Source organism: Verticiella alkaliphila (assembly GCF_018904615.1).
Classification (GTDB): Bacteria; Pseudomonadota; Gammaproteobacteria; order Burkholderiales; family Burkholderiaceae_B; genus Verticiella; species Verticiella alkaliphila.
Window position 1 is genome coordinate 139,636 of the sequence record NZ_JADCNH010000006.1, and the last position, 26,414, is coordinate 166,049.

The 26,414-nt window shown below is 65.9% G+C and carries 21 protein-coding genes; 17 read left to right on the forward strand and 4 right to left on the reverse strand.

The window, feature by feature from the left end; genetic code table 11:
- The first annotated feature begins 136 nt into the window (after positions 1-136).
- From IMZ29_RS06750 to efp, 7 genes are all read left to right on the forward strand, one after another.
- Positions 137-1,375 carry a polyhydroxyalkanoate depolymerase gene (locus IMZ29_RS06750; RefSeq protein ID WP_216181963.1) on the forward strand — a complete coding sequence of 413 codons (1,239 nt, stop codon included), beginning with the start codon at positions 137-139 and terminating at the stop codon, positions 1,373-1,375.
- A complete protein-coding gene (locus IMZ29_RS06755; protein WP_371820146.1) occupies positions 1,372-2,022 on the forward strand; it encodes an RnfABCDGE type electron transport complex subunit B in 651 nt (216 codons plus the stop codon). The genes IMZ29_RS06750 and IMZ29_RS06755 overlap by 4 nt, the downstream gene beginning before the upstream one ends.
- Positions 2,019-2,654: an endonuclease III gene (gene nth / locus IMZ29_RS06760; protein ID WP_216181969.1), complete on the forward strand. Its 636-nt coding sequence runs from the start codon at positions 2,019-2,021 to the stop codon at positions 2,652-2,654. The genes IMZ29_RS06755 and nth overlap by 4 nt, the downstream gene beginning before the upstream one ends.
- 84 nt (positions 2,655-2,738) lie before the next feature.
- Positions 2,739-3,518: a glutathione binding-like protein gene (locus IMZ29_RS06765; protein ID WP_216181972.1), complete on the forward strand. Its 780-nt coding sequence runs from the start codon at positions 2,739-2,741 to the stop codon at positions 3,516-3,518.
- Entirely contained in the window at positions 3,515-4,393 is an 879-nt protein-coding gene (gene pdxY, locus IMZ29_RS06770) for a pyridoxal kinase PdxY (RefSeq protein WP_216181975.1), read from the forward strand. Before IMZ29_RS06765 ends, pdxY begins: the two co-directional genes overlap by 4 nt.
- Positions 4,394-4,481: 88 nt before the next feature.
- Positions 4,482-5,564: an elongation factor P maturation arginine rhamnosyltransferase EarP gene (gene earP / locus IMZ29_RS06775; RefSeq protein WP_216181977.1), complete on the forward strand. Its 1,083-nt coding sequence runs from the start codon at positions 4,482-4,484 to the stop codon at positions 5,562-5,564.
- A 41-nt stretch (positions 5,565-5,605) separates the two neighbouring features.
- Positions 5,606-6,163: an elongation factor P gene (gene efp / locus IMZ29_RS06780; RefSeq protein WP_216181979.1), complete on the forward strand. Its 558-nt coding sequence runs from the start codon at positions 5,606-5,608 to the stop codon at positions 6,161-6,163.
- Between the two features lie 98 nt (positions 6,164-6,261).
- Here efp and IMZ29_RS06785 read toward each other — a convergent pair whose 3' ends face one another.
- The gene (locus IMZ29_RS06785; RefSeq protein WP_216181981.1) at positions 6,262-7,566 is read right to left on the reverse strand and encodes an amidase; all 1,305 of its coding nucleotides are present in this window, start codon (positions 7,564-7,566) and stop codon (positions 6,262-6,264) included.
- A gap of 11 nt (positions 7,567-7,577) precedes the next feature.
- Positions 7,578-8,219 carry an isochorismatase family protein gene (locus IMZ29_RS06790; protein WP_216181983.1) on the reverse strand — a complete coding sequence of 214 codons (642 nt, stop codon included), beginning with the start codon at positions 8,217-8,219 and terminating at the stop codon, positions 7,578-7,580.
- Positions 8,220-8,497: 278 nt separating this feature from the next.
- Here IMZ29_RS06790 and IMZ29_RS06795 point away from each other — a divergent pair, with 278 nt between their 5' ends.
- The 10 genes from IMZ29_RS06795 (at position 8,498) to IMZ29_RS06840 (ending at position 24,221) form a co-directional block, all read left to right on the forward strand.
- Complete coding sequence (locus tag IMZ29_RS06795) at positions 8,498-10,051, forward strand: ABC transporter substrate-binding protein (protein ID WP_253206916.1); 1,554 nt, start codon at positions 8,498-8,500, stop codon at positions 10,049-10,051.
- A 4-nt stretch (positions 10,052-10,055) separates the two neighbouring features.
- Entirely contained in the window at positions 10,056-10,997 is a 942-nt protein-coding gene (locus IMZ29_RS06800) for an ABC transporter permease (RefSeq protein WP_216181985.1), read from the forward strand.
- Positions 10,997-11,908: an ABC transporter permease gene (locus IMZ29_RS06805; RefSeq protein ID WP_216181987.1), complete on the forward strand. Its 912-nt coding sequence runs from the start codon at positions 10,997-10,999 to the stop codon at positions 11,906-11,908. The genes IMZ29_RS06800 and IMZ29_RS06805 overlap by 1 nt, the downstream gene beginning before the upstream one ends.
- 8 nt (positions 11,909-11,916) lie before the next feature.
- On the forward strand, positions 11,917-12,978 hold the full coding sequence (locus tag IMZ29_RS06810) for an ABC transporter ATP-binding protein (RefSeq protein ID WP_216181989.1): 1,062 nt from the start codon (positions 11,917-11,919) through the stop codon (positions 12,976-12,978).
- Positions 12,978-14,024, forward strand: a complete 1,047-nt coding sequence (locus IMZ29_RS06815) for an ABC transporter ATP-binding protein (protein WP_216181991.1) — start codon at positions 12,978-12,980, stop codon at positions 14,022-14,024. Before IMZ29_RS06810 ends, IMZ29_RS06815 begins: the two co-directional genes overlap by 1 nt.
- Positions 14,025-14,027: 3 nt before the next feature.
- Positions 14,028-14,669 (forward strand): isochorismatase family protein, encoded by a 642-nt coding sequence (locus IMZ29_RS06820; protein ID WP_216181994.1) that lies wholly within the window; start codon positions 14,028-14,030, stop codon positions 14,667-14,669.
- Between the two features lie 6 nt (positions 14,670-14,675).
- Complete coding sequence (locus IMZ29_RS06825; RefSeq protein WP_216181996.1) at positions 14,676-15,758, forward strand: AbrB family transcriptional regulator; 1,083 nt, start codon at positions 14,676-14,678, stop codon at positions 15,756-15,758.
- A gap of 31 nt (positions 15,759-15,789) precedes the next feature.
- Positions 15,790-16,506, forward strand: a complete 717-nt coding sequence (locus IMZ29_RS06830; RefSeq protein ID WP_216181999.1) for a GntR family transcriptional regulator — start codon at positions 15,790-15,792, stop codon at positions 16,504-16,506.
- A gap of 146 nt (positions 16,507-16,652) precedes the next feature.
- Positions 16,653-23,420 carry an Ig-like domain-containing protein gene (locus IMZ29_RS06835; RefSeq protein WP_216182002.1) on the forward strand — a complete coding sequence of 2,256 codons (6,768 nt, stop codon included), beginning with the start codon at positions 16,653-16,655 and terminating at the stop codon, positions 23,418-23,420.
- A 150-nt stretch (positions 23,421-23,570) separates the two neighbouring features.
- Positions 23,571-24,221, forward strand: coding sequence for a flavin reductase family protein (locus IMZ29_RS06840; protein ID WP_216182005.1), 651 nt, complete (start codon positions 23,571-23,573; stop codon positions 24,219-24,221).
- A gap of 81 nt (positions 24,222-24,302) precedes the next feature.
- On the opposite strand, the gene IMZ29_RS06845 is transcribed toward IMZ29_RS06840, so the two are convergent.
- Both IMZ29_RS06845 and IMZ29_RS06850 read right to left on the reverse strand, forming a co-directional pair.
- Positions 24,303-25,085, reverse strand: coding sequence for a site-2 protease family protein (locus IMZ29_RS06845; protein WP_216182007.1), 783 nt, complete (start codon positions 25,083-25,085; stop codon positions 24,303-24,305).
- A 94-nt stretch (positions 25,086-25,179) separates the two neighbouring features.
- The gene (locus IMZ29_RS06850; protein WP_216182010.1) at positions 25,180-26,205 is read right to left on the reverse strand and encodes a LacI family DNA-binding transcriptional regulator; all 1,026 of its coding nucleotides are present in this window, start codon (positions 26,203-26,205) and stop codon (positions 25,180-25,182) included.
- Positions 26,206-26,414 lie beyond the last annotated feature (209 nt).

The window sequence follows — 26,414 nt, forward strand, 5'->3', positions numbered from 1 at the left end:
ATTCCGGGCGGCGCGAGGATGTAGGACGGAGTAGAATGGTGCAGTGCAATATCCGCGCGACGCCGACGTCGCCGGAATGACCGCGCGCCGCCCTGCAGCGTGCGTGTCTTACCCCGACATGGAAAGGGATGCCGTCATGCTCTACCAGATTCACGACATGCAGCGCACCTGGCTCACGCCCTACGTGGCCTTGGCCGAGGCCGGCGCGCAGTTGTTCTCCAATCCGTTCAGTCCGTTCGCCTACACCCCGTTGTCGCGGCGTATCGCGGCCAACTACGAGCTTCTCTACCGCCTCGGCAAGGATTACGAGAAGCCCGCGTGGGGCCTGAACACCACCGACGTGGATGGCGTACCGGCAGCCATCACCGAGCACGTGGTGCTGGACAAGCCCTTCTGCAAGCTCATCCACTTCAAGCGCACCTTGTCGCCCTCGCGCGCCGCGGATCCGCGCATCCTGGTCGTGGCGCCGCTCTCCGGCCACCATGCCACGCTGCTGCGCGACACCGTGCGCGCCCTGCTCCCGAATCACGAGGTGTATGTCACCGACTGGGTCGATGCCCGCATGGTGCCGATGTCTGCCGGGCCGTTCCACCTGGCGGACTATGTGCGCTACGTGCAGGATTTCATTCGCCACCTGGGGCCGGACACCCACGTGATGTCGGTGTGCCAGCCGACGGTGCCGGTGCTGGCTGCGGTCTCGCTCATGGCCGAGACGGATCCCGCCGCGCTGCCGCGCTCGATGATCATGATGGGCGGCCCGATCGATCCGCGCTGCTCGCCCACCGAGGTCAACAACCTGGCGTCCACCAAGTCGTATGCGTGGTTCGAGAACAACCTCATTCATCGCGTACCGCCGCGCTTTCCTGGCGCCGGCCGCAAGGTGTACCCGGGCTTCCTGCAGCACACCGGCTTCGTCGCGATGAACCCGGATCGCCACCTGCAGTCGCACTACGACTTCTATCAGCATCTCGTGCAGGGCGACGACGAAGATGCGGAATCGCATCGCCGCTTCTACGACGAGTACAACGCCGTGCTCGACATGCCGGCCGAGTACTATCTCGACACGATCAAGGAAGTCTTCCAGGAGTACCGCCTGGCCAAGGGCACGTGGGACATCGACGGCCACCGGGTCAATCCGGGCGCGATCACCTCCGTTGCGCTCTTCACCATCGAAGGTGAGCTCGACGACATCTCCGGCCTGGGTCAGACCGAAGCCGCGCAGCGCCTGTGCAGCGGCATTCCCAAGAGCCGCAAGCAGCACTACATCGCACCCAAGTGCGGGCACTACGGCATCTTCTCGGGCCGCCGCTGGCGCGAGACGATCTGCCCGAAGGTGGGCGAATTCGTGCGCAAGTTCGACGCGCCTGCTGCCTGATGTCGCTGTCGCGTCTTGAACGCATCCAGCGCCTGGATGCGGTGTTGCCCCAGACCCAGTGCACGCAGTGCGGCTTTGACGGCTGCCTGCCCTACGCCGAAGCCCTGGCCGATGGCGTAGCTGGGACGGATCGGTGCCCGCCTGGCGGCGATGCCGGTGCCCAGGCGCTGGCAGATCTGCTGGGCCAGCCCTTTCAGCCCTTCGATCGCACACGCGGCGCGGACGCCCCGTTGACGGTAGCGCGCATCGACGAGGCGCATTGCATCGGCTGCATGCTGTGCATTCGCGCCTGCCCCGTCGACGCCATCATCGGTGGCAACAAGCGCATGCACGCCGTGCTGACCGACGCCTGTACGGGCTGCGGCCTGTGCGTGCCGCCCTGTCCGGTCGATTGCATCACGATGGAGCCGGTGCTGCCCGCTCGCACGTGGACGGCGGACGACGCCACCCGTGCGCGCATGCATCATCAACGGCGTCAACGCCGACTCGCTCGCGTACCCGTCGAGGCCCGCGCTGCGGCCGGCCCCGTCGCCGCGCCACGCACGGCGGCAGCACCTGCCAACGCCGCGCCCGCCGATGCCGAGGATCGCAAGCGTGACGCCATCGCGGCAGCGTTGGCGCGCGCCCGTGCGCGACGCCAGCCATGAATGCCGAGAAGCGCCGCGCCATCTTCGAGCGATTGCGTGCGGCCAATCCCACCCCCACCACCGAACTCGAATACGGTACGCCGTTCCAGCTGCTGATTGCCGTGCTGCTGTCGGCCCAGGCCACGGACAAATCGGTGAATCTTGCCACGCGCCCCCTCTTTGCCAGGCACGGCACCCCCGCGGCGCTGTTGGCCTTGGGCGAGGACGGCGTGGCCGACGCCATCAAGACGATCGGGCTCTACCGCACCAAGGCCCGCAACGTGGTGGCCACCTGCCGCATCCTCATCGAGCAGCACGGCGGCGAGGTGCCGCAGGATCGTGAATCGCTCGAAGCGCTGCCCGGCGTGGGCCGCAAGACAGCCAACGTCGTGCTGAACACGGCCTTCGGCCAGCCCACGATCGCCGTGGATACGCACATCTTCCGGGTATCCAATCGCACCCGCATCGCACCGGGCAAGGACGTGGTCGCCGTCGAGAACGCCCTGTTGAAGTTCGTGCCGCGCGAGTTCCTGCACGACGCCCACCACTGGCTCATCCTGCATGGCCGCTACGTGTGTGTGGCGCGCAAGCCCAAGTGCCCACAGTGCGGGATTGCCGACTTGTGCGAATTCAAGGACAAGACGCCGGCTTGACGCGACCGAGCGGGCACGGAACGGGCGGCTTTGGGCATACACTGACTGCTTTGTGCCGACCCCTCTCCCACGCCGCTCACGCCCATGACGACCCGATCGAAGTCTGCCCCGAAGCCTGCCAAAAAGTCCGTCAAGAAGTCCGCCACGTCTGCCGCCGCGCATGGCGCGCCGATCGAGCTGCACAGCTGGCCCACGCCCAATGGCCAGAAAGTGCATATCGCGCTCGAAGAACTCGGCCTCGCGTACAACGTCCATGCGGTGAACATCGGCAAGGGTGACCAGTTCGCCAAGGACTTCCTCTCGATCAGCCCGAACAACAAGATCCCGGCCATCCTCGATCCGAATGGTCCGGACGGCAAGCCGTATGCGGTGTTCGAATCGGGCGCCATCCTGGTCTACCTGGCGAGCAAGACGGGCCAGCTGCTGGGCAATACCGACAGCGAGCGCTTCACCATCCTGCAGTGGGTGATGTTCCAGATGGGCGGGGTAGGTCCGATGCTGGGGCAGAACCACCACTTCCGGATCTACGCACCTGAGAAGATCCAGTACGCCATCGACCGCTACACCAACGAGGCGCGCCGCCTCTATGGCGTCATCGACACGCGCCTGGCCAAGTCCGCCTTCCTGGGCGGCGAGCACTACAGCATCGCGGACATCGCGGTCTATCCGTGGCTGGTGCCGCATGAGCGGCAAGGCATCGATCTCAACGATTTTCCGCATCTGAAGGCGTGGTACGACGGCATCGCCGCACGCGCGGCCGTGCAGCGCGGCATGGCGGTGCTGGCGAGCGAACGTAAGCCGATCGAGAATGACGACAAGGCGCGCGAAGCCATGTTCGGCGCCACGCAGTACCAACGCCGATGAGCGCCGCGCCGATCGCTCTGACTATCCAGTCCCACGTGGCCTGGGGGCATGTGGGCAACGCGGCGGCTGTGCCCGCGCTGCAGCTGCTCGGCATCGAAGCCGTGCCGATCCATACCGTGCAGTTCTCCAATCACACCGGGTATGGCGAGTTCAAGGGGCAGGTCTTCCCGGCGAGCCACGTGCGCGACGTGCTGGACGGTCTGGCCGCGCGCGGTGTTCTGGCACGCTGCGATGCCGTGCTGTCGGGCTATCTGGGCGACGCGGCCACCGGCGAGGCCATTCTCGACGCCGTAGCCGAGATCCGGCGCCAGCGCCCGGACATGCGCTACCTGTGCGATCCCGTCATGGGCGACGTGGGGCGTGGCATGTTCGTGCGCCCGGGCATTCCGGATTTCCTGCGCGACCGGGCCGTGCCGCGTGCTGACATCATCACGCCCAACCAATTCGAGTTCGAATGGCTTGCCGGCCGCGCGCTGACGAGCATCGCGAATGCGGTCGCCTGCGCGCGCGGGCTCCTGCGCACGGGTCCTGGCCGTCCAGGTCCAGGGGTCATCGTCATCACGAGCCTGCGCACGCCGGACGTGCCGGGCGATCGCCTGGCGACGCTGGCCATCACGGCCGAGGCCGCCTGGCAGGTCCAGACGCCACTGCTCGATTGCGAGCCGATGCCCAACGGCATGGGCGACGTCTTCTCCGCGGTGCTGCTTGCGCGCGTTCTGCAGGGTGACGCCGTGCCGGATGCCCTGTCCCACGCCGTGAGCTGTCTGTACGCGCTGGTGGCGCAAGTGCCGCCCGGCGGGCGCGATCTTCCGCTCGTCGCGGCCCGCGACCAGGTGTCCACGCCGGCACAGCGCTTCGTCGCAGAGGCGGTATGAATTGGGCAGCACGCCACACCAGGCGCACGCGCGGGGTTGCGTCTCCGACGCCGCAGTCGTGACGCCTGGCCGCGGGGAAGGCGCGAGCATGGGCGCGGACATCTTCTGCCGCGTGGTCGACAATTTCGGCGACATCGGCGTGTGCTGGCGCCTGGCGCGGCGCCTGGCCCAAGGCTACGGCTGGCGCGTGCGTCTCTGGGTGGACGACCTGGCGAGCTTCGGCCGCCTGGCTCCCGAGGTCGCGGCCGGTGCCCGCATGCTCGACGGCGTGGAGATCGTGATGTGGACGGCCCCGGCCCCCGCACGCTTGCCGCTCGACGTCGTCATCGAGGCGTTCGCCTGCGATCCGCCACCCGCGTATCGCGCGGCGCTCACGCCGGGCCACCGCTGGCTGAACCTCGAATACCTCACGGCCGAGGACTGGGCCGAGGGCTGCCACGGCATGCCCTCGCCGCAGGGCAATGGCGTCGTCAAGACCTTCTTTTTTCCGGGTTTCACATCCCGCACCGGGGGCTTGTTGCGTGAGCCCGGCCTGCTGGCCGAACGCGACGCTCTCCAGGCGGATCCCTCGGCGCGCGAAGCCTTTCTCGCGCGCATCGGCATCGACCCGGCAACGAGCGCGTCGATCGCGCGCGGCGACACCGATCTCTATCCCGTCTTCTGTTACCCGGATGCCCCGGTAGCGCATTGGCGACAGGTAATCGCTGCCGGGCCGCGTCCGGCGGTGATCGCACTCCTGGGCGGCAGCGCGCCGGGCGTCCAGCCCGGGACGGGGCATGTGACCACGTTACGCCTGCCGTTTCTCCCCCACGCGGATTTCGATCGCCTCCTGTGGTGCGGCACCGTCAACGGCGTGCGTGGGGAGGATTCGTTCGTGCGCGCCCAATGGGCGGCGCGCCCGCTGCTCTGGCACATCTATCCGCAGGAAGACGCGGCGCATCTGGACAAACTCAACGCCTGGCTGGATCGCCTCGCGCCGCCTGAGCCCGTGCGCGCGCTGCACGCGGCCTGGAATCAATCCGACGCCACCGCGCTGGCCGCGGCGTGGCAAGCGGCGACCGGGGCCGCGTGGGCGCCCTGGGTCGCGACAATGCAACACTGGAGCGGTCACCTCAGCACGGATATCCCGGAACTCGCCGCGGCCATCGTCGATTCGCACAAGGCGGGTTAGAATGCTGAGTTAACTTTTCTTTCCCGCTCAGGATTTTTTCCGTGAAAACTGCCCAGGAACTGCGCGTTGGCAACGTCATCATGGTCGGCAGCGAGCCGCTCGTGGTGCAGAAGGCCGAATACAACAAGTCCGGCCGCAACGCCGCCGTCGTCAAGCTGAAGATGAAGAATCTTCTCACCGCCTCCGGCACCGAATCGGTGTACAAGGCCGACGAGAAGTTCGAAGTGCTGATGCTCGAGCGCAAGGAGTGCACCTACTCCTACTTCGGCGATCCCATGTATGTCTTCATGGATGCCGAGTACAACCAGTACGAGATCGAAGCCGAGAGCATGGGCGACGCCCTCAACTACCTCGAAGAAGGCATGCCGGCCGAAGTCGTGTTCTACGAAGGCCGCGCCATCTCGGTGGACCTGCCCAACACGCTCGTGCGCGAGATCACCTACACCGAGCCGGCCGTCCGTGGCGACACCTCCGGCAAGGTCATGAAGCCCGCCAAGCTGAGCTCCGGTTTCGAGCTGCCCGTGCCGCTCTTCTGCGACATCGGCGACAAGATCGAAATCGACACGCGCACCAACGAGTATCGCAGCCGCGTGAAGTAAATCCGCCGTTCGGCCTCTCGAGGCCGAGCCGCGTCAACCCCCCGTCTGGCTGGCCAGCGGGGGGTTTCGTCATGGTGCCGCGCCGTCACTGGGTTCGTTCAGCGAGCACCGCCCTCTGCGTCGATGATCGGCGCCAAGGCGCGCGCCATCTGCAACAACGCCCCGTCGCGATGGCGCGGCGCGACGAGCTGCACGCCCACCGGCAGCCCGGCGGGCCCCGTCGTGCAGGGCACCGCAACGCACGGCACGTGCAGCAATGTCCAGATGGCGTTGAACACGTGATTGCCTGTCGTGTGCAAGCCCTCGGGCGCTTCGCCCGGGGACGCCGGCGTGAGCAAGACGTCCACGCTCGCCGCCTGCAACACAGCCGCGAACTGCGCGCGCGCGAGGTCTGCGGTGTCGTAGGCCGCCACGAGCGCCTCGGGCGAGTAGCCGTACGCATTGCTCACGTGCGCGCGAAAGTCGGCGTGCAGGGCTTCGCCATGCGCAAGATCCAGATCGAGGAAGGCCGCCCTGCCCTCACCGCGCATGATGGCATCCTGAGCATCACGGACGCCGTCGAACGCCGCGGGTAGTTCCAGATCGACCACCGTCACGCCTGCAGCGATCAGACGTGATTGCGCGAGCGCCAGCGCCTGTTCGCCCGCCGGCTCGATGTGTTTCCACACCGGGGACCGGCACACTCCCACGCGAATGTCACGCAAGGCCGCAGCCGCGTCCTCGTTTGCCCCATTCAGGCGGTAGGCCTGTGCCATCAGCGTCAGGTCCTCCACGCATCTGCCGAACCAGCCGATCGTGTCCAGGCCCGCAGCATAAAGCTTCGCGCCTTCGCGGCTCACGGCACCCCAGGTAGGCTTCAGGGCGTAGATGCCATTGAAGGAAGCAGGCCGGATGTGCGAGCCGCCCGTCTGCGTGCCCAGGGCGAGGGGTACCTGCCGATCCCCCACCGCGGCCGCCGAGCCCGATGACGAACCGCCGGGCGTGTGGGCAAAGTTGCGGGGGTGCCGCGTCGCCGCCTTGCGGCCGCCGACCGCGAACTCGACCGTGTCGGTCTTGCCGAGGAGGACGGCGCCCGCCGAGCGCAGGATCGCGACGCAGGCCGCGTCACGGGACGGCTGGTAGCCCTGAAACAACGGCGAGTTGAACGTGGTGGGCAGATCTGCCGTGTCGATCATGTCCTTCACGCCGAACGGCAGCCCGTGCAGGGGGCTGCGCGTCGGCCGCTTGTCGGCTTCTCTGGCCCAGCGCAGGGCGAACGCGGGATCGACGTGCAACCATGCGCGCACATCCGCGTCGCGTGCGTCGATCCGCTCCAGGCAGGAGCGAACGAGCGCCTCGCTCGTGAGCGTTCCCGCCTGGATGGCCTGCGAGGCAGCCCAGGCCGTCAGTTCATGCGGTTCCATACCGGCGCTCCTCACGCTGCTGCCGACAGGGTCGACGCTGCGCTCAGATGCCTTTGCGCTTCGGCGAGCGAAATGATGTTCGCGTACTTCTTGCCCAGGTCGAAGAGGCTGGACTCGTGCGGTCCCGGCGCACGGTCACCCACGCAGTCGGCCACCACCATCGGGCGCAGGCCATAGGCGGAGGCGTCCACCGTACTCGCGCGCACGCAGCCGCTCGTGGTGCAGCCTGCCACCAACAGCGTGTCGACGTTGCGCGAGATCAGCCACGACGCGAGTGTCGTCCCAAAGAAAGCGGATGCGTGGCGCTTCTGAGACACGTATTCCCCAGCGATCGGCGCCACGCTGGGCACGAACTGCGCCGCCGGGCTGTCTGCCGTGAGCTCGCGCAAGCGCGGCACCTTGTCGCCAAAGGGGCCGATGTCGAAGCCGCCGGGCTGTGTGGTGAAACGGACGTGGGCCACCGGCACGCCATGCTGGCGCGCCGTGGCGAGCAGCAACACCGTGTTGTCGATGGCGGCGTTGATGTTGTAGCCACCAAAACCGTCTTCACGTGTGAAGCCTTCCTGAAAGTCGATGACGAGCACCGCGGATCTGTTGCCGTAGGCCAACAGTTGACCAAATACCTGCTTTTCAAAGATGTCGAGGTCGGACATGAGTCATTCCCTGAAGAGGTGCATGCGCGCGCAGCGATGACGCACTACGCCTTGATTGCATGCAATTTTATGGGGCGAAAATCCATTGCAGTGCGAAAAAGCACCAGATTTGTGCGGAAATGCTTGCACATTTCGAGTGCGATCGACGCACCATCATTACTTCATCACGAAATTTGCATTTTTTATAGGGTCAACCCCTAACCTTTTCTTCAACTCGTGTTTAGAATTGCATGCAATGTGCGGTAGCACAAATGTCCCAACCAACCAGGGGAATACGCATGACCAAGCCTCACTCCACACTGCGCATGTCGCGCCGCCAATTCACACTGCTCGCAGGTGGCAGTGCCGCTGTGATGAGTCTGGGGCTGTCTTGCCTGGTACAGGCACAGAGCACGTCGACGGTCCGTGTACGCCTCGCCTCGGATATCGGCAACCTCGATCCCGCACGGATCTTCCAGATCGAAAACCAGTCTGTCGCCAGCCACATCTTCAACGGCCTGGTGAAGTACGACCCCGCGTCCAACGCCATCGTCCCCGACCTGGCCAGCGCCTGGACGGTCGACGGTGGAAAGGTCTACACATTCACGCTGCGCGAGGGCGTTACCTTCCACAAGGGCCATGGCCCCTTCACCGCGGACGACGTCAAGTTCTCTTTCGAGCGTGTGCTCGACCCGAAGACAGCCAGCGCCTACGCCGGGCAGCTCGCGGCCATCGAGCGCATCGAGACGCCCACGCCACAGACGGTGGTGATCACGCTGAAGTCGCCCAACGCCGGATTCCTGCACAAGGTGGCGGCGTTCAATCAAGGCTGGATCGTGAGCCGCAAGGCCGTGACGGAGATGGGTGACGAGAAGGTGCGGCTCAACCCTGTTGGCACCGGCCCCTTCGTTTTCGAGCGGTGGACACCCGGCCAGGAAGTGAGTCTTTCGGCCAATCCGGACTACTTCGAAGGCGCACCCAAGGTCGGCAGCGTGGTGTTTCGCATCATCCGAGACGAGACGGCCTCGGCCATCGCGCTCGAGAACGGCGAGATCGACGTGTTCTTCAGCCTGCAGCAGCCCGAGGTGATCGCCCGCTTGAAGCAAGGCGGCAAGGTGACGGTGCTGGACCGCCCCGCCAACCACACGATCAATCTCGTGCTCAACACCACCGTCAAGCCCCTGGACGACGTGCGGGTGCGCCGCGCCATCGCGTACGCCATCAATCGCCCAGCGCTGCTGCAAGGTTTCTTCAAGGGCACCAAGGGCGAGGCCTTCAATGTCCTGACATCGTCGTTCCCGGAATACAGCGAGGACGTGCCGCGCTACGACTACGATCCTGCGAAGGCGCGCGAGCTCCTCAAGGAAGCCGGCGTCGGCAACTTCACGCTGGAGCTTGTCACCCCCGCTGCTGCGCCGTACGACAAGCTCGTCGTGCCCATGGCCAGCGATCTGATGGCTGTCGGCATTCAATGCAAGCTGCAGATCCTGGAGCGCGGCACCTTCCTGCAGGCGCGCGCCAAGGGCACGATTCCGACCTCGATCACGGGTGTGGTCGGCGCCCCCGATCCGGACAGCCCCATCCTCACCCTGTACTCCAAGGCGTCATTCCCGCCCGGGCTCAATACCGCGCACTACGCCGGGATCGAGGACCTCATCGCCGCAGCGGCGACTGCGCCCGACGACACGGCGCGCAAGGTGGCCTATGGCGAGATCCTGAAGAAGACAATGGCCGACGTGCCCGTGATCCCGCTCTACGCGGATCACCTCTTCATTGCCCACGGGCCGCGCGTGAAGGGATTCGTGCAGAACTCGCTTTTCACCGTCAACGTCGCGCCCGTGGCGCTGGGCTGATCGCATGGAGCGCTATCTCCTGCGCCAGGTGATGCAGCTCGCGGTCACGCTGCTCGGGATCGTCACCGTCGCATTCTTCCTGGTTCGCCTCATCCCGGGCGACCCCGCCCAGTACATGCTGGGGGACTACGCGACCGAGCAGGCGCTGGACGCCTTGCGCGTCAGCATGGGGCTGGATCAGCCGCTCTTCTGGCAGTACGCCGGGTATCTGGGGCGCGCCGTGACGGGCGACCTCGGCAACTCCGTGATCACCGGGCGTCCGGCCGTCGAAGAGGTGCTCGCGAGCCTGCCCGACTCGCTCTTGCTCGCTGGCGCTGGCATGGTGCTCGCCGTCATCATCGGCGTGCCGCTGGGCATCCTCACGGCCATGCGCCAGGGATCCTGGACGGACACGCTGATGATGCTGGCCGCACTCGCAGGCATCTCGTTTCCCGTGTTCTGGCTGGGGCTGGCGAGCATCCTGCTCTTTGCGCAGGAACTGCAGTGGTTCCCGGCACTGGGCGCGAGCTCGGGGGGAGGCTTCGGGACCACGCTCTACTACCTGGCGCTGCCCGCCATGGTGCTGGGGGTGTCCGTCGCCGCCTACATCACGCGGCTCACCCGGTCTGCCATGCTCGAGATCATCGGGCAGGACTACATCCGCGTGGCACGGGCCATGGGCGTGCCCGAGCGCCGCATCATCTGGCGGCTCGCCTTCAAGAACGCCGTCATCCCCATTCTCGCCATCATTGGCGTGACCTTCGCGCACTCGCTGGGCAGCGCCATCCTGATCGAAGTGGTCTTCAGTCGCCCGGGCGTCGGCTCGACGATTCTCAAGGCGGTCTCTGCACGCGATTACCCGCTGGTCCAGGCTGGGGTTCTGGTGCTGGCCGTGGGCGTCGTCGTGGTCAACACATTGCTGGACATGGCTTACGCCATCGTCGATCCCCGCATGAGGAAACGTTGATGCCAACCGCTGTCTCCACCCCTGCCTTGAGCGCCGCCCCGGTGCCCGCCCCCCGTCGTCGACGTCCGGAATGGGTCCGGCACTTTCGCCATCCTGGCTTTCTCACGGGCTTCGTGATCCTGGCCTTCATGGCACTCGTGGCGCTCACCGCGCCCTTCATCGCACCGTACTCGCCGCTCGACACAGACCTGGCCAACACGCTCGCACAGCCCTCGGCCTCGCATCTGCTCGGCACGGATCAGTACGGCCGCGACATCCTATCGCGGCTCATCCACGGCACCAGCATCTCATTGAAGGTGGCCGTATCCGTCATGGCGCTGTCGTTGCTGCTGGGCATGACAATCGGTGCGATGGCCGGCTTCCTGGGCGGCTGGATCGAACGGCTCACCGTCTCGCTCATCGACATCCTGCTCGCCTTCCCCGGGTTCCTGCTCGCGCTGGCGCTGGTGGCGGCCTACGGGTCGAGCCTGGAGTCCGTGATCATCGCGGTGTCGCTTGCCTTCACCCCGCGCGTGGCTGCCGTCATGCGCGCCGTGGTCCTCACGATCGCGCCGCGTCCGTTCATCGAGGCCTCGCACGCGCTGGGCATGACGCGCTGGCGCATCCTGCTCTATCACGTGATCCCCAACAGCCTGCCCCCCGTCATCGTCGTGGCCACGGTGGGTGCTGCCACTGCCATTCTGGGCGAAGCCGGCCTGAGCTATCTGGGCCTGGGCGTTCAGCCGCCCACGCCCACCTGGGGCAACGTCATTGCCGACGGCCAGAGCTTTCTGCAATCCAACCCGGTGATCTCGTTGTCTGCCGGCTTCTGCATCGCCCTGATGGTGATTGCGCTCAACCTGCTGGGCGATGGCCTTCGCGACACGCTGGATCCCCAGATGCGCAAGAGCTCGAACGCCAAGATGATCTGAGGCTGCCCATGAACGCTGTCGCTCTCTCCGTCGCGCGCCCCGCAGCCTCGCCGATCGCCGCCCGCGCCCCGCACCGCGTGCTCGATGTCTTCGGGCTCACCACAGCCTTCCCAGGCGACGACGGCCCGATGACCGTTATCGACGAGGTCTCGCTGTGGGTGGAACCTGGCAAGACCCTCGCGGTGGTGGGCGAATCCGGTTCAGGCAAGTCCATGACCTTCCTCTCGGCCCTGGGCCTCGTCGCCGCGCCAGGCAAGGTGGTGGCGGGCCAGGTGATCCTGGACGGTCACAGCCTGACCTCCATGCCTCAGGCGCAACTGCGCACGCTGCGCGGACGCGTCATCTCCATGGTGTTCCAGGATCCGCTCACCGCGCTGAATCCCGTCTTCACCATTGGCCAGCAGCTCATCGAAGTGTTGCGCGCGCATCTGCCCATCGGCCGACGCGAGGCTCGCCAACGCGCCATCGAGCTGCTCGCGCGCGTGCAGATCCCGGATCCGATCCGCCGAATCGACGACTATCCGCATCAATTGTCCGGCGGCATGCGCCAGCGCGTGCTGATCGCGATGGCGGTGGCGCTCAAACCCAAGGTGTTGATCGCCGACGAGCCCACGACCGCGCTGGACGTGACGGTGCAGGCCCAGATCCTGGATCTGCTCGCAGACCTGCAACGCGAGACTGGCATGGGCGTGGTGCTCATCACCCATGACCTGGGCCTCGTGGCGCGCTACGCCGATCGCGTGGCCGTGATGTATGCGGGGCGCGTCGTGGAATCCGGCTCGCGCGACGACATATTTCACCGCGCCAAGCACCCCTACACCCACGCGCTCTTTCGCAGCATTCCGCGGCTGGACTCCGTGGCGGGCGACGATCTGCCCGCCATCGAAGGCCAGCCACCGAACGTGGCTGCCCTCCCACCCGGCTGTGCGTTCGCTCCCCGCTGCTTTCACCGCCAAGGCCGGGCGGACTGCACCAGCACGCGTCCGCGCAGCGAGGCAACCGACGACAACGAGCATCGCAGCGCCTGCTGGCACTGGCGCACGCTGCCCATCCTCAAGCGAGACACCTGATGGCCATTGTCCCTGATCTTCTCCAGGTGAAAGACCTGCGCAAGACCTTCGCGGCCAAGCGCGGGCTGTTCTCGCGCAACCGGCGCGCTGTGCATGCGGTGGATGGCGTGTCCTTCTCGCTGGGCACGGGAGAGACGCTTGGCCTGGTCGGCGAGAGTGGCAGCGGCAAGAGCACGCTCGGGCGGCTGATGCTGCGGCTCATCGATCCGACGGCGGGCTCGGTCCAGCTCGAGGGGCGCGAACTGACCACCTTGTCGCCCGCGCAGGTGCGCGCCATGCGCAGCGATATCCAGATGGTGTTCCAGGACCCCTACGGCTCGCTCGATCCGCGCAAAACGATTGCCACGACGCTGGCCGAGCCGCTGAAAGTGCATGGCACATGGACGCCGGAATCCTCGGCCCGCATTCGGGAAACCATGCTTCGTGTGGGCCTGAACCCCGATCACGCCGAGCGGTATCCCCACCAGTTCTCCGGCGGGCAGCGCCAGCGCATCGGCATCGCCCGCGCGCTCATGCTGAACCCCAAGGTGCTGGTGCTGGACGAGCCCGTCTCCGCGCTGGACGTCTCGATCCAGGCTCAGATCATCAATCTGCTCAAGGCACTGCAGCGCGAGCGCGGCCTGAGCTACGTGTTCATCGCCCACGATCTCGCGGTGGTGCGGCATGTCAGTGACCGCGTGGCCGTCCTCTACCTGGGCAAGATCGTGGAGCTCGCCGATCGCGACACGCTCTACGGCAACCCTGCGCATCCCTATACCGAAGCGCTGCTCTCGGCCGTACCGCACCCCGATCCGGATGCCGCGCAGGCGCGCCGCCCGATCATCGCGATCGGCGAGATCGGCTCGGCCACGCAACTGCCCTCCGGCTGTCGATTCCACCCTCGGTGCTTTCGAGCGCGTGCCCTCGCAGGCGGAGCGCCGGGCGCCGTGCCCGAGGTGTGCCAACGCGAAGAACCGGTATTGCAAGCCCGACCGGCCGGCGGCTTCGTCGCCTGCCACTTTCCCGAGCCTGTGCGCTCGCTTTCTCCTGACTCGACGGAACACTAGACCATGGCCTTTCTCACTGACGATCTACATTCCAATTACGCGGGCTTGTTCGACACCCGCACGGGCTTTGGCAAAAGCGCCGCGGTCATCTCGATCGATTTCATCGACTTCTATACCCAACCGGGTGCGCCCTTCTACGGCAAGGGTGTCGTCGACGCCGTGATCGCGAGCGCCCCGCTCTACGCGGCGGCCCGTGAGGCGGGTGTGCCGGTCATCTATACCAACGTCCTCTACGATGCTGCCGGCAGCCAGGGCGGCATGTTCGTGCGCAAGGTGCCCTCGCTGCGCCGCTTCGTGGCTGGCGAGCCGCTGGTGGCATTCGATGAACGGATCGCCCCGCAGCCCCAGGACATCGTGATCACCAAGCATCATTCGTCGGCGTTTTTCGGCACGCCGTTGAGCACCATGCTGCGCGCCATGGGCCACGACACCGTGATCCTCACGGGATGCTCCACGAGTGGTTGCGTGCGGGCCACCGCCGTGGACGCGGTCTCGCATGGATTTCACGTGATCGTCCCGGCCGAATGCGTGGGCGATCGTCACGACGCACCGCACGCGGCCGCCCTCTTCGACATGAATGCGAAGTACGGCGACGTCATGCCCACGGCTGAGGTCATCGAACATCTTCAACGCGTCGAGGCCTGATCCAACGTGCAAGCGACCAGGCCGGTCTGGCAATGGGCAGTGTTGTTGGGCGCCTCCTGGGCGCTCGCCAGGATCCTCGTCGGCCTGGACTTCGGTGCGGGCATCCTCGTCGGGCCGATGCTCGTGGCCATGGCCATGGGCATGGCCGGGGCCAGCATCGACGTGCCACGTCCCGCCTTCAATCTCGCCCAGGCGCTCACCGGCTGCGTCGTGGCGAGCACGCTGGACGCCGGTGTGCTGATGAGTGTGCTGGGCCACTGGTGGCAGATGCTGCTCACCGTGGGCACCACCGTGGCGGCGGCCACGGTGATCGGCTGGGCTTTGATGCGCTACAGCCCTCTGCCTGGCACCACCGGCGCCTGGGGCACGCTGCCCGGCGCCGCACCGGCCATGGCGGCGATGGCCGACCAATACGGCGGCGATTCCCGCATGGTCGCCGTCATGCAGTACCTGCGCGTGGCGCTCGTAGTCGGCTCGGGGTCGGTGATCTCGCACGCGCTGCTGGGCGTCGTCCTGCCCGCCCCGCCGGCCGAGGTGCTGCCGGTGATGGGTCTCGGCCCGCCGCGTCCCGCCGACATGACCCAGACGCTCCTCACCCTTGCCGTCGCGACGGGCGGCGCATACATCGGCGTGAAGATGCGCATCATGGCCGGCGCCATTCTCGTGCCCATGCTGCTGGGCGCCCTCCTGAACGTCACCGGCGTGCTGCCCATCGCGGTCCATGGCGTGCTGCTCGCTGGCGCCTTTGGCATCATCGGCTGGACGATCGGCCTGAAATTCAGGCGCGAGCTTGCGCGTCCGCTGCTGCATGCGCTGCCTGCCATGGCCTGCGGCATCGTCGCGCTCATGGGGGTGTGCGCGGTGTCTGCCTGGGTGCTCACGCGGGTGATGCCGATCGACGCGGTCACCGCGTACCTCGCCACCACGCCAGGGGGCCTGGATTCGGTTGCCGTGATCGCGTTAGGCGCACAAGCCGATCTCGCTACGATCACCGCGTTGCAGACGCTGCGGCTCTTCGTGGTCGTACTCCTGGGCCCTGCCATCGCTCGCGCGCTCTCGGCCCGACACGTTGCCCGCCTCAACGCCTAAAATCCCAGGCGCCGCCGTCTCAGGATCCGCCATGCTCGAAGACTTCTCCGTCAGCCGTCAGAAGACGGTCACGCCGCTCAAGACGGACGATCTACTGGCGCGGCTGCGTCGCCTGATCGTGGACGGCAGCCTGGGCCCTGGCGCGCGGCTCAGAGAGGTCGAGCTGGCCCAGCGATTCTCGACCTCACGTACGCCCGTGCGGGAAGCGCTGGTCGCCCTCGAGCGCGAAGGGATGGTGACCTATGAGCGCAATCGTGGCTTCGCCGTGCGACAGTTCAGCGCGCGGGATCTCTATGAATCGTATGAGATGCGCGCGATCCTGGAGGGCTACGTGTGCAACACGCTCGCCCAGCGGGGCTTGCCGGACGACTGCTTGCGCGAATTGCAGGGCTGCATCGACGAGGTGAACGCCATTCTGGCGCGGGACACGGAACCCGATTCGCGCGCCGTGGCCCAGTGGCGCGAGGTGAATCTGCGCTTTCACGACATTCTGATGAACCACGCGGGCAATGCGCTGCTCGACCAGACGCACCGGCACATCGGGCGGGTACCACGCGTGCACGACGTCTTCCGCGCCTTTCATCCCAATCCTCGATTGACGATCCACCATTACAACTGCGAACACGCGCAAATTCTCGACGCCATCCAGCAACGCAACAGTGGGCGGGCCGAGTTCCTGATGCGCGAACACATCTTGCAGGGGTGCGCGGTGTTGAAAGCACACTGGGAAGACGAGGCCGCCAAGTAGCTCGCGCTGGCCGTCCAATAACATACTGTAAATATTCTCGTCAATCGCACGAACGTGTGTTGCTGAACGTGAATCTCAGTTTCATAATCATGCCGCTAGAGCGCTGAAGGCACCCGCCGGGTTGCGGCGCCTCACACGGAACTCCCATGGCCGAGAACACGCCGCCCACTATCAGCGGCGCCGTCGCCGCGCAGGCCGTCAACGACAACGGAACGCTGTCGCCATTCGCCAACATCGTCCTCACCGACCCGGACGGTGACACGCTCACAGTGACGGTTACGTTAGACGCCGCGAGCCGTGGGAGCTTCACGGCAGCATCTTTGATGGCTGCGGGGTTCTCGACCAGCGATGGCGGCCTGACCTATGAAAGCGGCGCCGGCACGCCCGCAGGCTTGCAGGCCGCCCTTCGGGCCCTGGTCTACCAACCCACGGCAAACCTCGTCACGCCCGGCGCGACCGATACCACGGTATTAACGATCCGTGTTTCCGACGGCATCGGCATCACCACGGACAGCACCACGACAATCGTTTCCATGTCGGTGAATGACGCACCGAGCTTCAGCGCGCAGGGTGGGGTCTCCGTCGTCTATCAGAACGGAATAGCTGCCGACATCACGACGCACTTGAACGCTACGGATCTCGATCCAGACCAGACCCTGACCTGGAGTGTCGTGGACGGCCCCATGTACGGGGTCGTGTACTATGCAGCGGGATCCGCGCCGTCGGGGGGAAGCGATCTCGTGCCGAACGGGGGGATCACGTACCAGGCGCTCACCGGGTTCGCGGGTACGGATCACGTCACGATCCGCCTGAGCGACGGCCTGGTATCGGTTGATCGCACGCTGACTGTCCTTGTCTTGCCGGGCGCCGCCAGTCATCTCGACCTGGCCTCCGGAAGCGACAGCGGCAGCTCCAACTCCGACAATGTCACCGCAGCCAGCCTGCTGACGTTCAGCGGTACGAGCGAACTCGGAGATACGTCGAGCACCGTCAGGGTCTACATCGACACCAACGGCAATGGCGTTTTCGATGCGGGTGATGTCACCGCCACCGCGACAGTCAATAACGGCACGTGGACCGTGTCCAACCTGGATGCCAACTCGTTGCGGGACGACACCTACAATGTTTATGCCCAGATCACGTCCGAAGACGGCACGGCCCGGAGTTTCCGGAGCGATGCACTGTCGATCGCGCTGGATCGCACCGCCCCCACGGTGACGATCACGAGTGATCGCGCCGCACTGGCTGCAGGCGACATGGCCAGGATTACGTTTACCTTCAGCGAGGATCCTGGTAGCACATTCACTTGGAATCAGTTTGCGGGCGACGTCATAGTGAGCGGCGGCACGCTCACCTCCCTCCAAGGGTCCGGTTCCACGCGAACCGCGAATTTCATCCCTGCCTACGACAGTGAAGGCGTGGGCAGCATCGAAGTGCCGGGTGGCTCGTACACCGATGCCGCCGGGAATCCAGGCCAGGGTTCCTCGATCCTGACCATCCCGTTCGATACGCTGCACCCCAGGGTGACATCCATCGAACGGGCGGACGCGGCGCCAGGCAACGCGACGTCGATTGCCTATGTCGTCACCTTCACCGAGGACGTGCAGCGCCTGGGCACCAACGGATTTGAACTCTCAAAGACTGGCACTGCCGACGGCGTGATCTCGTCGGTGACAGGGAGCGGCGCCACGTACCTCGTGACCGTGTCCGATATCACAGGCGACGGGTCGTTGCGGCTGGACTACCGGGGAGGCACGTTCGGCGCGTTGGACATGCAGGGCAACTGGGGACACCACACGTTCTCATCCGGAGAAGCCCATACCGTTGATCGGACCGGGCCGACGGTCGGTGCGGTGATTGTCCCGGCGTTCGCTACTTACGAGATCGGTCAGGACCTCAATTTCTTTATCCGGCTCTCGGAAGTGGTGACCGTCGACACGACGCAAGGAACGCCGACGCTCGAGTTGGCGCTGGACTTGGGACGCAGCGTGTCCGCCTCGTATGTGACGGGCTCTGGCGGCAACCTCCTTTTCTTCACCTACACCGTCCAAGCGGGCGATGTTGACCTGAATGGCATCGAGGTGCCTGGCGCCATCGCGCTGAACGGCGCTTCCATCCGAGACGCCGCGGGCAATGATGCCTTGCTGGAACTCAACGGGGTCGGCTCGACTGCCGGGGTGCTGATCAATGCCCTGCCGCCCTCGGTGACCAGTATCGAGCGCACAACCGACACACTCACCAACGCTACGACGCTGACCTACACCGTGGTGTTCTCAACGTCCGTTACCGGTGTCGACGCCCAGGACTTCACGCTGATGGCGGACGGTGTGACCGGCAGCATCGGCCCCGTGACGGGCAGCGGGCGCGAATGGACCGTCACCGTCATCAACGTTCAAGGCGATGGCGAACTGCGCCTGGACGTGAACGCGAGCGGCACCGGGATCGTCGACCGCGGCGGCCAGGCGCTTGCGGGCGGCTACACCGGCGGCCAGAGCTATAGCGTGGATCAAACGGCCCCCACGCTCGCGGCTGACATCGCCATTTCCGACGTGACGCTCGCCATCGGCGACACCGCCACGGTGACTTTCACGTTCAGCGAGGCTGTCGCAGGCTTTACCGAGGCCGACGTGACCGTGCCCCACGGCAGCCTGTCGTCGCTGACGTCACCCGACGGCGGCAAGACATGGACGGCCACGCTGACGCCTGCTGGTGGTGCATCGACCAGCGGAAACGTGCTGACGCTGAATTACGCGGGCATCTCCGATTTGGCAGGGAACACCGGCGTTGGCACCGCGACCAGCGTCGCGTATGACGTCGACACAGTCCGCCCCGATCTGGCCGCAGACATCGAGATCTCGCAAACCAGCCTTGCCTCCGGCCAGTCGGCAACGGTCACGTTCACGTTCGTCGAGGCCATCGCGCAGTTCACCCTGGCGAGTGTGACTACCCCGAATGGCACGCTGTCCAATCTCGCGTCCGAGGACGGCATTACCTGGACTGCCACGCTGACGCCGGAGGTGGGCATCAGCGATTCGACGAATGTGCTGACCCTGGACATGACAGCTATCGTCGACCTTGCGGGCAACGCCGGGCTCGGCTCTGTCTCCAGCGGCAACTACGCCGTGAACACGACCGCACCCACCCTGGCAGAGCCTATCGCCATCTCCGACACGGCATTGAAAATTGACGATGCCGCCACGGTGACGTTCGTTTTCACTGAGGCCGTCGTCGGGTTCACCGTGGCTGACGTCAGCGTGCCGAATGGCGTACTGACCAACCTGCGCACGAACGACAACATCACGTGGTATGCGACGTTGACGCCTGACGCCGGCGTCACCGCCGCTGCGAACGTCCTCGCGCTCGACTACACCGGCATTGCAAACGGTGCGGGCAATGTCGGTGCTGGCACCGCCATCAGCGGGAACTACGCGATCGATACGGAACGTCCCGGTCTGGCCTTGCCGCCCAGCCTCGCCAACCCGTTGCTCATCGCGGGCCAGAGCACCACGGTCACGTTCGTGTTCACGGAAGCCGTCAGCGGGTTCAGCCTTTTCAACGTGACGCCGGCCAACGGCACGCTGAGCGATCTGCACACGGACGATGGCATCACCCACACCGCCATCTTCACGCCAACGGCCAATGTCACGAGCGTGGACAACGTGATGTCGATCAGCCTCGTCGGCATCGCGGATCTCGCGGGGAACCTGGGCGCAGGGACGCAAACCAGCGCGATCTACGACATCGACACCGTTCGCCCCACCGGCACCATCCTGCTGTCCGACGATGCGTTCAAGAGTGGCGATATGGCGACCGTGACGTTCACCTTCAGTGAAGCCGTCATGGGCTTCACGGCCGATGATGTGAGCGTGCCCTTCGGCACCCTCTCCGCGCCGATGTCATTCGACGGCGGCTTGACCTGGACGGCGACGTTGACGCCCGACGCGGACGTCAACGACCAGATCGGCAGCTTGACGCTGAATCTGAGCGGCATCCAGGATCTGGCAGGCAACGCCGGCGTCGGCAGCACGAGCAGCGTCGACTACGTGGTGGACACACTGCTTCCGGCACTGTCGGGCTTGGTCATGCTCTTGGATGCCGATCTGCGCCCGGGCGAGACCACGACGGTCACGTTCACCTTCAACAAGGCGATCACGACCTTCGAGCTCGACGCCGTGGACGCGCCCAACGGCGAGTTGTCCAACCTTGCGTCGACCGACGGCATCACCTGGACGGCCACTTTCACCCCTGCCGCTGGCGTCTCCGCAGCGGCGAACGCGCTCACGGTGGACTACACGGCCATCGTCGATGCCGCCGGCAACGTCGGGGCGGGTCAGGGCACCAGCGTGAGCTATGCGGTGCAGACCGCCCTGCCCCTGCTCGCTCAGCCCATCGAGATCTCCGATACCGGACTGACGATTGGCGAGGTGGCCACCGTGACGTTCGTCTTCGAGAGCGCCATCGATGCCCTGACGGCGAACGACGTCACCGCGCCTGACGGCGTGCTCAGCGACTTCGACACCAACGATGGCGGCATCACGTGGACGGCGACGCTGACTCCTGCGCAGGGGACAACCAGTATCGCCAACGTGCTGACCTTGAACTATGCCGGCCTCACCACGGTGATCGGGAACGCCGGTGTCGGGAGTGTCGACAGCGGGGTGTATGCCGTGGACACGGCAGCACCGACTGCCACCGTCACCTTCTCGGACGTGGACCTGCGACCCGGCGAGACGGCGCTGGTGACCGTGACGTTCAGCGAAGCCGTGCTCGGCTTCACCCGTGACGCCGTGACTGCGCCCAACGGCACGTTGAGCGAATTCACCTCGAACGACGACGGCGTCACCTGGCAAGCGACGTTCACGCCTGCAGCCAACACGACGGCGACGGCCAATCTGGTGTCGGTGAACCTGCTGGCGGTGACCGACCTGGCCGGCAATCCGGGCAGCGGCAGCGCCGTGTCACCGGCATACGATGTCCGCACGACCATACCGCCGACGAACCCGATCGTGCCCGGCGTGATCGATGGCGTGCCGGTCACGGTCGAAACCCTTCCCCCCGACCCCATCACCGGCCTCATCAACACCGTACTGACCGTGCCCCTGATTCCCGGCACCCCAGGCGACGGCCGGGTCGTCGACATCCCATTGGGCGTGACAGGACCGGGCGGCTTGAGCACCGCGCTGACGGTTGGCCTGCCCACCGGCATCGGCCTCCAGGCCACGGGCCCCACCACGCTGCTGACCAACACCCAGGCGGTGATCGATCTCGTTCACCGGATCGAGCAGAGCACGTCCGCGGCGGGCGGCATGGCGGACCAAGGCACGGCGTTCCAGGGGAGCCTTCCGCCGTCCACCGTCTTCCAGCACACCAGCCTCGTGTTCTCGTCAGCGCCCGAGTTCTCGACGCCGCCCATCGTGCAGATCAACGGCAGTTCCTTGTCCCAGCCGGATGGAAGCCTCAACCCCACGGCCATCAGCCTGGTCGTCGACACCACGGCGTTGCCACGAGGCACCCAGCTACAGCTCAACAACGTCGACTTCGCAGCCATCGTGGGGGCCGCGACGATCCGCGGTGGCGAAGGCCGCAACTGGGTCGTGGGCGACGACGCCCAGCAGAACATCTTCCTGGGCGCCGACGACGACTACCTCGCCGGAGGCGGCGGCGACGACATCATTGGCAGCGCAGGCGGCGACGACACCATCGATGGCGGCGATGGCGACGACATCCTTGTCGGTGGTATCGGCAACGATCATCTGATGGGCGGGGCGGGCAACGACCTGATGCAGGGCGGACGCAGCAGCCAGGGCGCCTGGGAGTTCCACCTGGCGGCCGACGGCACGCTATCGGCTCGCCATGAGACCGCACTGTTCAACCCCGGCGTCTTCGAGACGGTGACGCTGGCCGAACTCGACACCTCCGCCTCGGGTCTGTCGTTCCTCGCCGCGCACACGGCCAAGCTCGCATCTTTGACCCTCATCTATCACGCCGCCTTCGGACGCACCCCGGATCTGGGCGGGCTGGATTACTGGGCGAGCGATGACCTGCCCGTGGACGCGATGGTGCGCAGCTTCCTGAAGTCCGCCGAGTGGATAGCCACGCAAGGCGAGACAACGACAGACGTCGCCTTCGTGGCGGCCGTCTACCAGAACGCCCTGGGTCGCGCACCCGATGCGCAGGGCCTCACGTACTGGACGCAGACCTTGTCCGACGGCGCAAGCCGGGCCGACGTCCTGCAGTCCATCGCCCTGAGCGACGAACACCGCACCGCCGTGCTCGCCGACGGCGTCGTGATCGCCACAGGCACCCTCGCACAGGAAAACGACTGGTTTGCCAACGCGGGCGACAACCGCTTCGAGCCCGGCACTGGCAACGACACGCTCGTGGGCGGCGACGGCATCGACACCGCCGTCTACAACGGCAGCCTGAGCGCGTACGAGTTCCGCCTGGGTGCAAGCGGCCAACTGCAGGTGATCGACACTGCCACTGGCGACGTCGATCAGTGGTTCCGCATCGACCGCGGCGAGTTCAGCGACGGCACGGTCGATCTCGCGCTGCCGCACGACAGCGTTGCGTCGGTGGTACAGGTAGCCCTGCTCTACCAGACGCTCTTTGACCGCCCCAGCGATCTCGGCGGCCTGCAGTGGTGGGTGGCGCAGGATCTGGACGACGGCGGCCTGGCGCAAGCCTTCGCCGATTCGGCTGAGTTCAAGGAACGCTTCGATGGCTTGAACGACGCGCAGTTCGTCGCGGCGCTCTACGCGCAATCCGGCGTCGATGGCGACGCGGCGGGTGCGCCGGTGTTCTGGGAAGCCTATCTGGCCAATCACAGCCAGGTCGAACTGATCGCCGCCTGGGTGCAGAACAGCGACGTGGTGGCCGCGCAGTTTGCGGATGGCGGGCTCTGGGTGGTGTGAGGAAGGGCGGTGCGCAGACGGCGATGGCGGCCGTCTGCGCAAACAACACCATATCAGGTATGCGGCCGTCATCATGGTGACGCCGCTGCAGAGCGCCTAGAATGAGTCCTCAGCCCTGCGGGTCGTACCCGCCCTGGACGACGAAGACCTATGGCAGAACCCCAATTCTCCTGCGTGGACGGCGCGCAGCTCGACACTGAGACCGCCTATCGCCTGCTCGTCGGCAGCGTCGTGCCCCGGCCGGTGGCGTGGATCACCACCATCGACACCGACGGTCGCGTCAACGCGGCACCCTTCAGCTCCTATAACTACGTCGCCACCAGCCCTCCGATGCTGGCGGTAAACATCGCATTGCGCCCAAGCGATGGCGCCATCAAGGACACGGCGCGCAATATCGCGCTCACGCGCGAGTTCGTGGTCAATGTGGCCACCGAGTCCACGATGGAACTCGCGCACCGCAGCGCTGAAGAGTACCCACCCCACGTGAGCGAGGCCGAAGCGCTTGGCCTCGAACTGCTACCGAGCCGCCATGTGCGCGCGCCCCGACTCGCGGCCAGCCCGATCCACATGGAATGCCGGCTCGACCAGGCCGTCGTGCTGGGCCGTGGGGTGAACACCCTCTACATCGGTGAAGTGGTGGCCTTCCATCTGTCGCACGAGGTCTTCGATGGCCGGCGCGTAGATGCCGAGAAGCTGCGACCCATCGCGCGGTTGGGCGGGCCCTTCTACGCGGGCCTGGGCGAGATCTTTCACCGACCGATGCTGCAACGCCCGCCGGGCGGCGAAGGCGCGGCGGGGTGAGCTAACGCCGACGCAGATCCATCGGACCTTGTCGCCGACGAGCAACCCGGGCTTCAGCAGCTCGACGGCAACAGGATGACATCACGATAGCCAGTACGAGCCGAACGCCACCAGCCACGACATGGCGATAGCCACGTAGACGAACAGCAGAAGCATCGTCAGCCCGCTCGGCCAGTACCGCTGGATGCCTAGCGCACGTCCCAGCGCGGCCAGGACGAACCCGCCATTGGCTGCCGGCAGTGGCAGCAGATTGAACGCCGCCAACTTCGCTGCCACCCACCCCAGGACGCCGAGCAACGGCAGCCCGACCAGCGCTTGCTCGGCCTGTGCGATCAGGCCTTGCGCTTCATCGAGTGGCGAGATGGCACCCGCCACGATCTGCCCGAATCCGGCAACTACCGCGTGCAAGCCTGCTCCCTGCCAGATCGCCACGGCCAGCATCACCAGTGCCGCACATCCGGCGAGGCCGATCAGGCCCTGAACAATGGCGTGGCGCTGATCCAACGCACCCTCGAGATCCGAAGCTTCCAGAACCAGGGCGCCGTCCTCCGGCTCCCCGCTATCGGATGCCTCCAGCACCGGCACCTCGATGTCCGGCTTCTCGAGATGGCTCTCCTTCTCATCCAGGGCATCGCGCGCCCATGCCGCGGCAGCGCGTCGCTCCTGCGCGGCCACCTGCGAATCCTTGAACTGCACGGAACCGCCAAGCGGCAAGAGCCTTACCCGCAACCGGCCCGCACGAAAGAGCGTGGGCCCAAAGCCGATGGATACCTCGCGCAGCGTCACGCCCATCGCGACACCCGCCAGGGCCATGGAGAACGTGTGCAGGAACACGCAGAGAACGACAGCGATCAGAAGGGACATATGAGCCAAGAAAGGATCTGGCGCTCGACCTGGAAGGGTCGGAAAGCACGGAAAGCCGAAACCTGGTGAGCGGCGAGCGGCCTGAGGAGCCGATCTACGGCAGGTTTTCCTTGAAGATCACCACGCTATTCACTGGCTTCACCCGCCCCGCCCCTTCGCCCCCCTCCCGCAACTGCCCCAGGATCCTGACGCAGCTCATCACGGCCGATTGCGGATCCAGGACGATCGCAGCGTCCATCGTGCCGTCGATCAGAAGCCCGCGAATATCCGAGGTCAGCCCGTGCCCGATGAACACCACCCGCTGTCCGTGACGCGCCTCCCGTAATGCCTGCCCTACACCTTCGGCGCCACCGCCGATGTTGTAGATGCCCAGCAGATCGGGATGCTGTTCCAGCAGGCTGCGTGTCAGCTTGGCGTTGGTATCGGCATCATCTCGCCCTTCGCGCACGCCGATCACGTTGCGTGCCAGGCCCAGCTCTTCCATCACGCACGTGAAGCCGAACTCGCGCTCGCTGTGGGCGCGGTATGTGAGGCTGCCGGCGATGCGGGCGAACTTGCCTTTGGCGCCACCGGTGAGGCGGGCCAACAGAAACCCGGCCAACCGTCCGGCGGCGACGTTGTCCAGACCCACATAGGCGCCGCGCTCGGAGCCGCTCAGGTCCGAGATCAGCGTCACGGTGGGAATACCGCACCCGGCTAGCGCATTGACGGCCTCGCGCACGACAGGGTGTTCGACGGCCATGAAGGCCACGCCATCGGTCTTTCCACGCAGCTTCAGGAGGCTCTCGGCCAGGGCATGCGGATTGAAGCCTTCGATGGCCTCCCATCGGCAGCGCACGCCCATCGCTGCGAACTGATCCTGCGAATAATCGATGGCATCGCCAAACATCTGGATGACGCGATTGGTGCCGGCCGGCAGGAGCACCGTCACGCGCAAGGGCGCTGCGCGCTCGACCGGGGCATCTTCCAGGATCGGGTAATCCATGCGCCGCGCGGCGGCCAGTACACGCTGCACGGTGACCTCGCGCACGCCGGGCCGGCGGTTCAGCACGCGGTCCACCGTGGCGACCGAGACGCCGGCCTCGTGAGCCAGATCGTGAATGCGAGGGGCCTTCTTCATCACTCAAATTCCATCATTTCTGGTTATCGACATCGATGGGAGTGGGCGGATACTATCACAGTGAATTTGCACCATCATTCACCTGCAAATTCCATCATACCTAGAACATTTCCCCTCAGCTTCACGAGGCGGAACGGAGACTGTGCCATGACGTTGCCCCTGCTTGCATTCGGGTATGTCCCGCTGCCCGCGCCCCGCGCGGCGTCTGT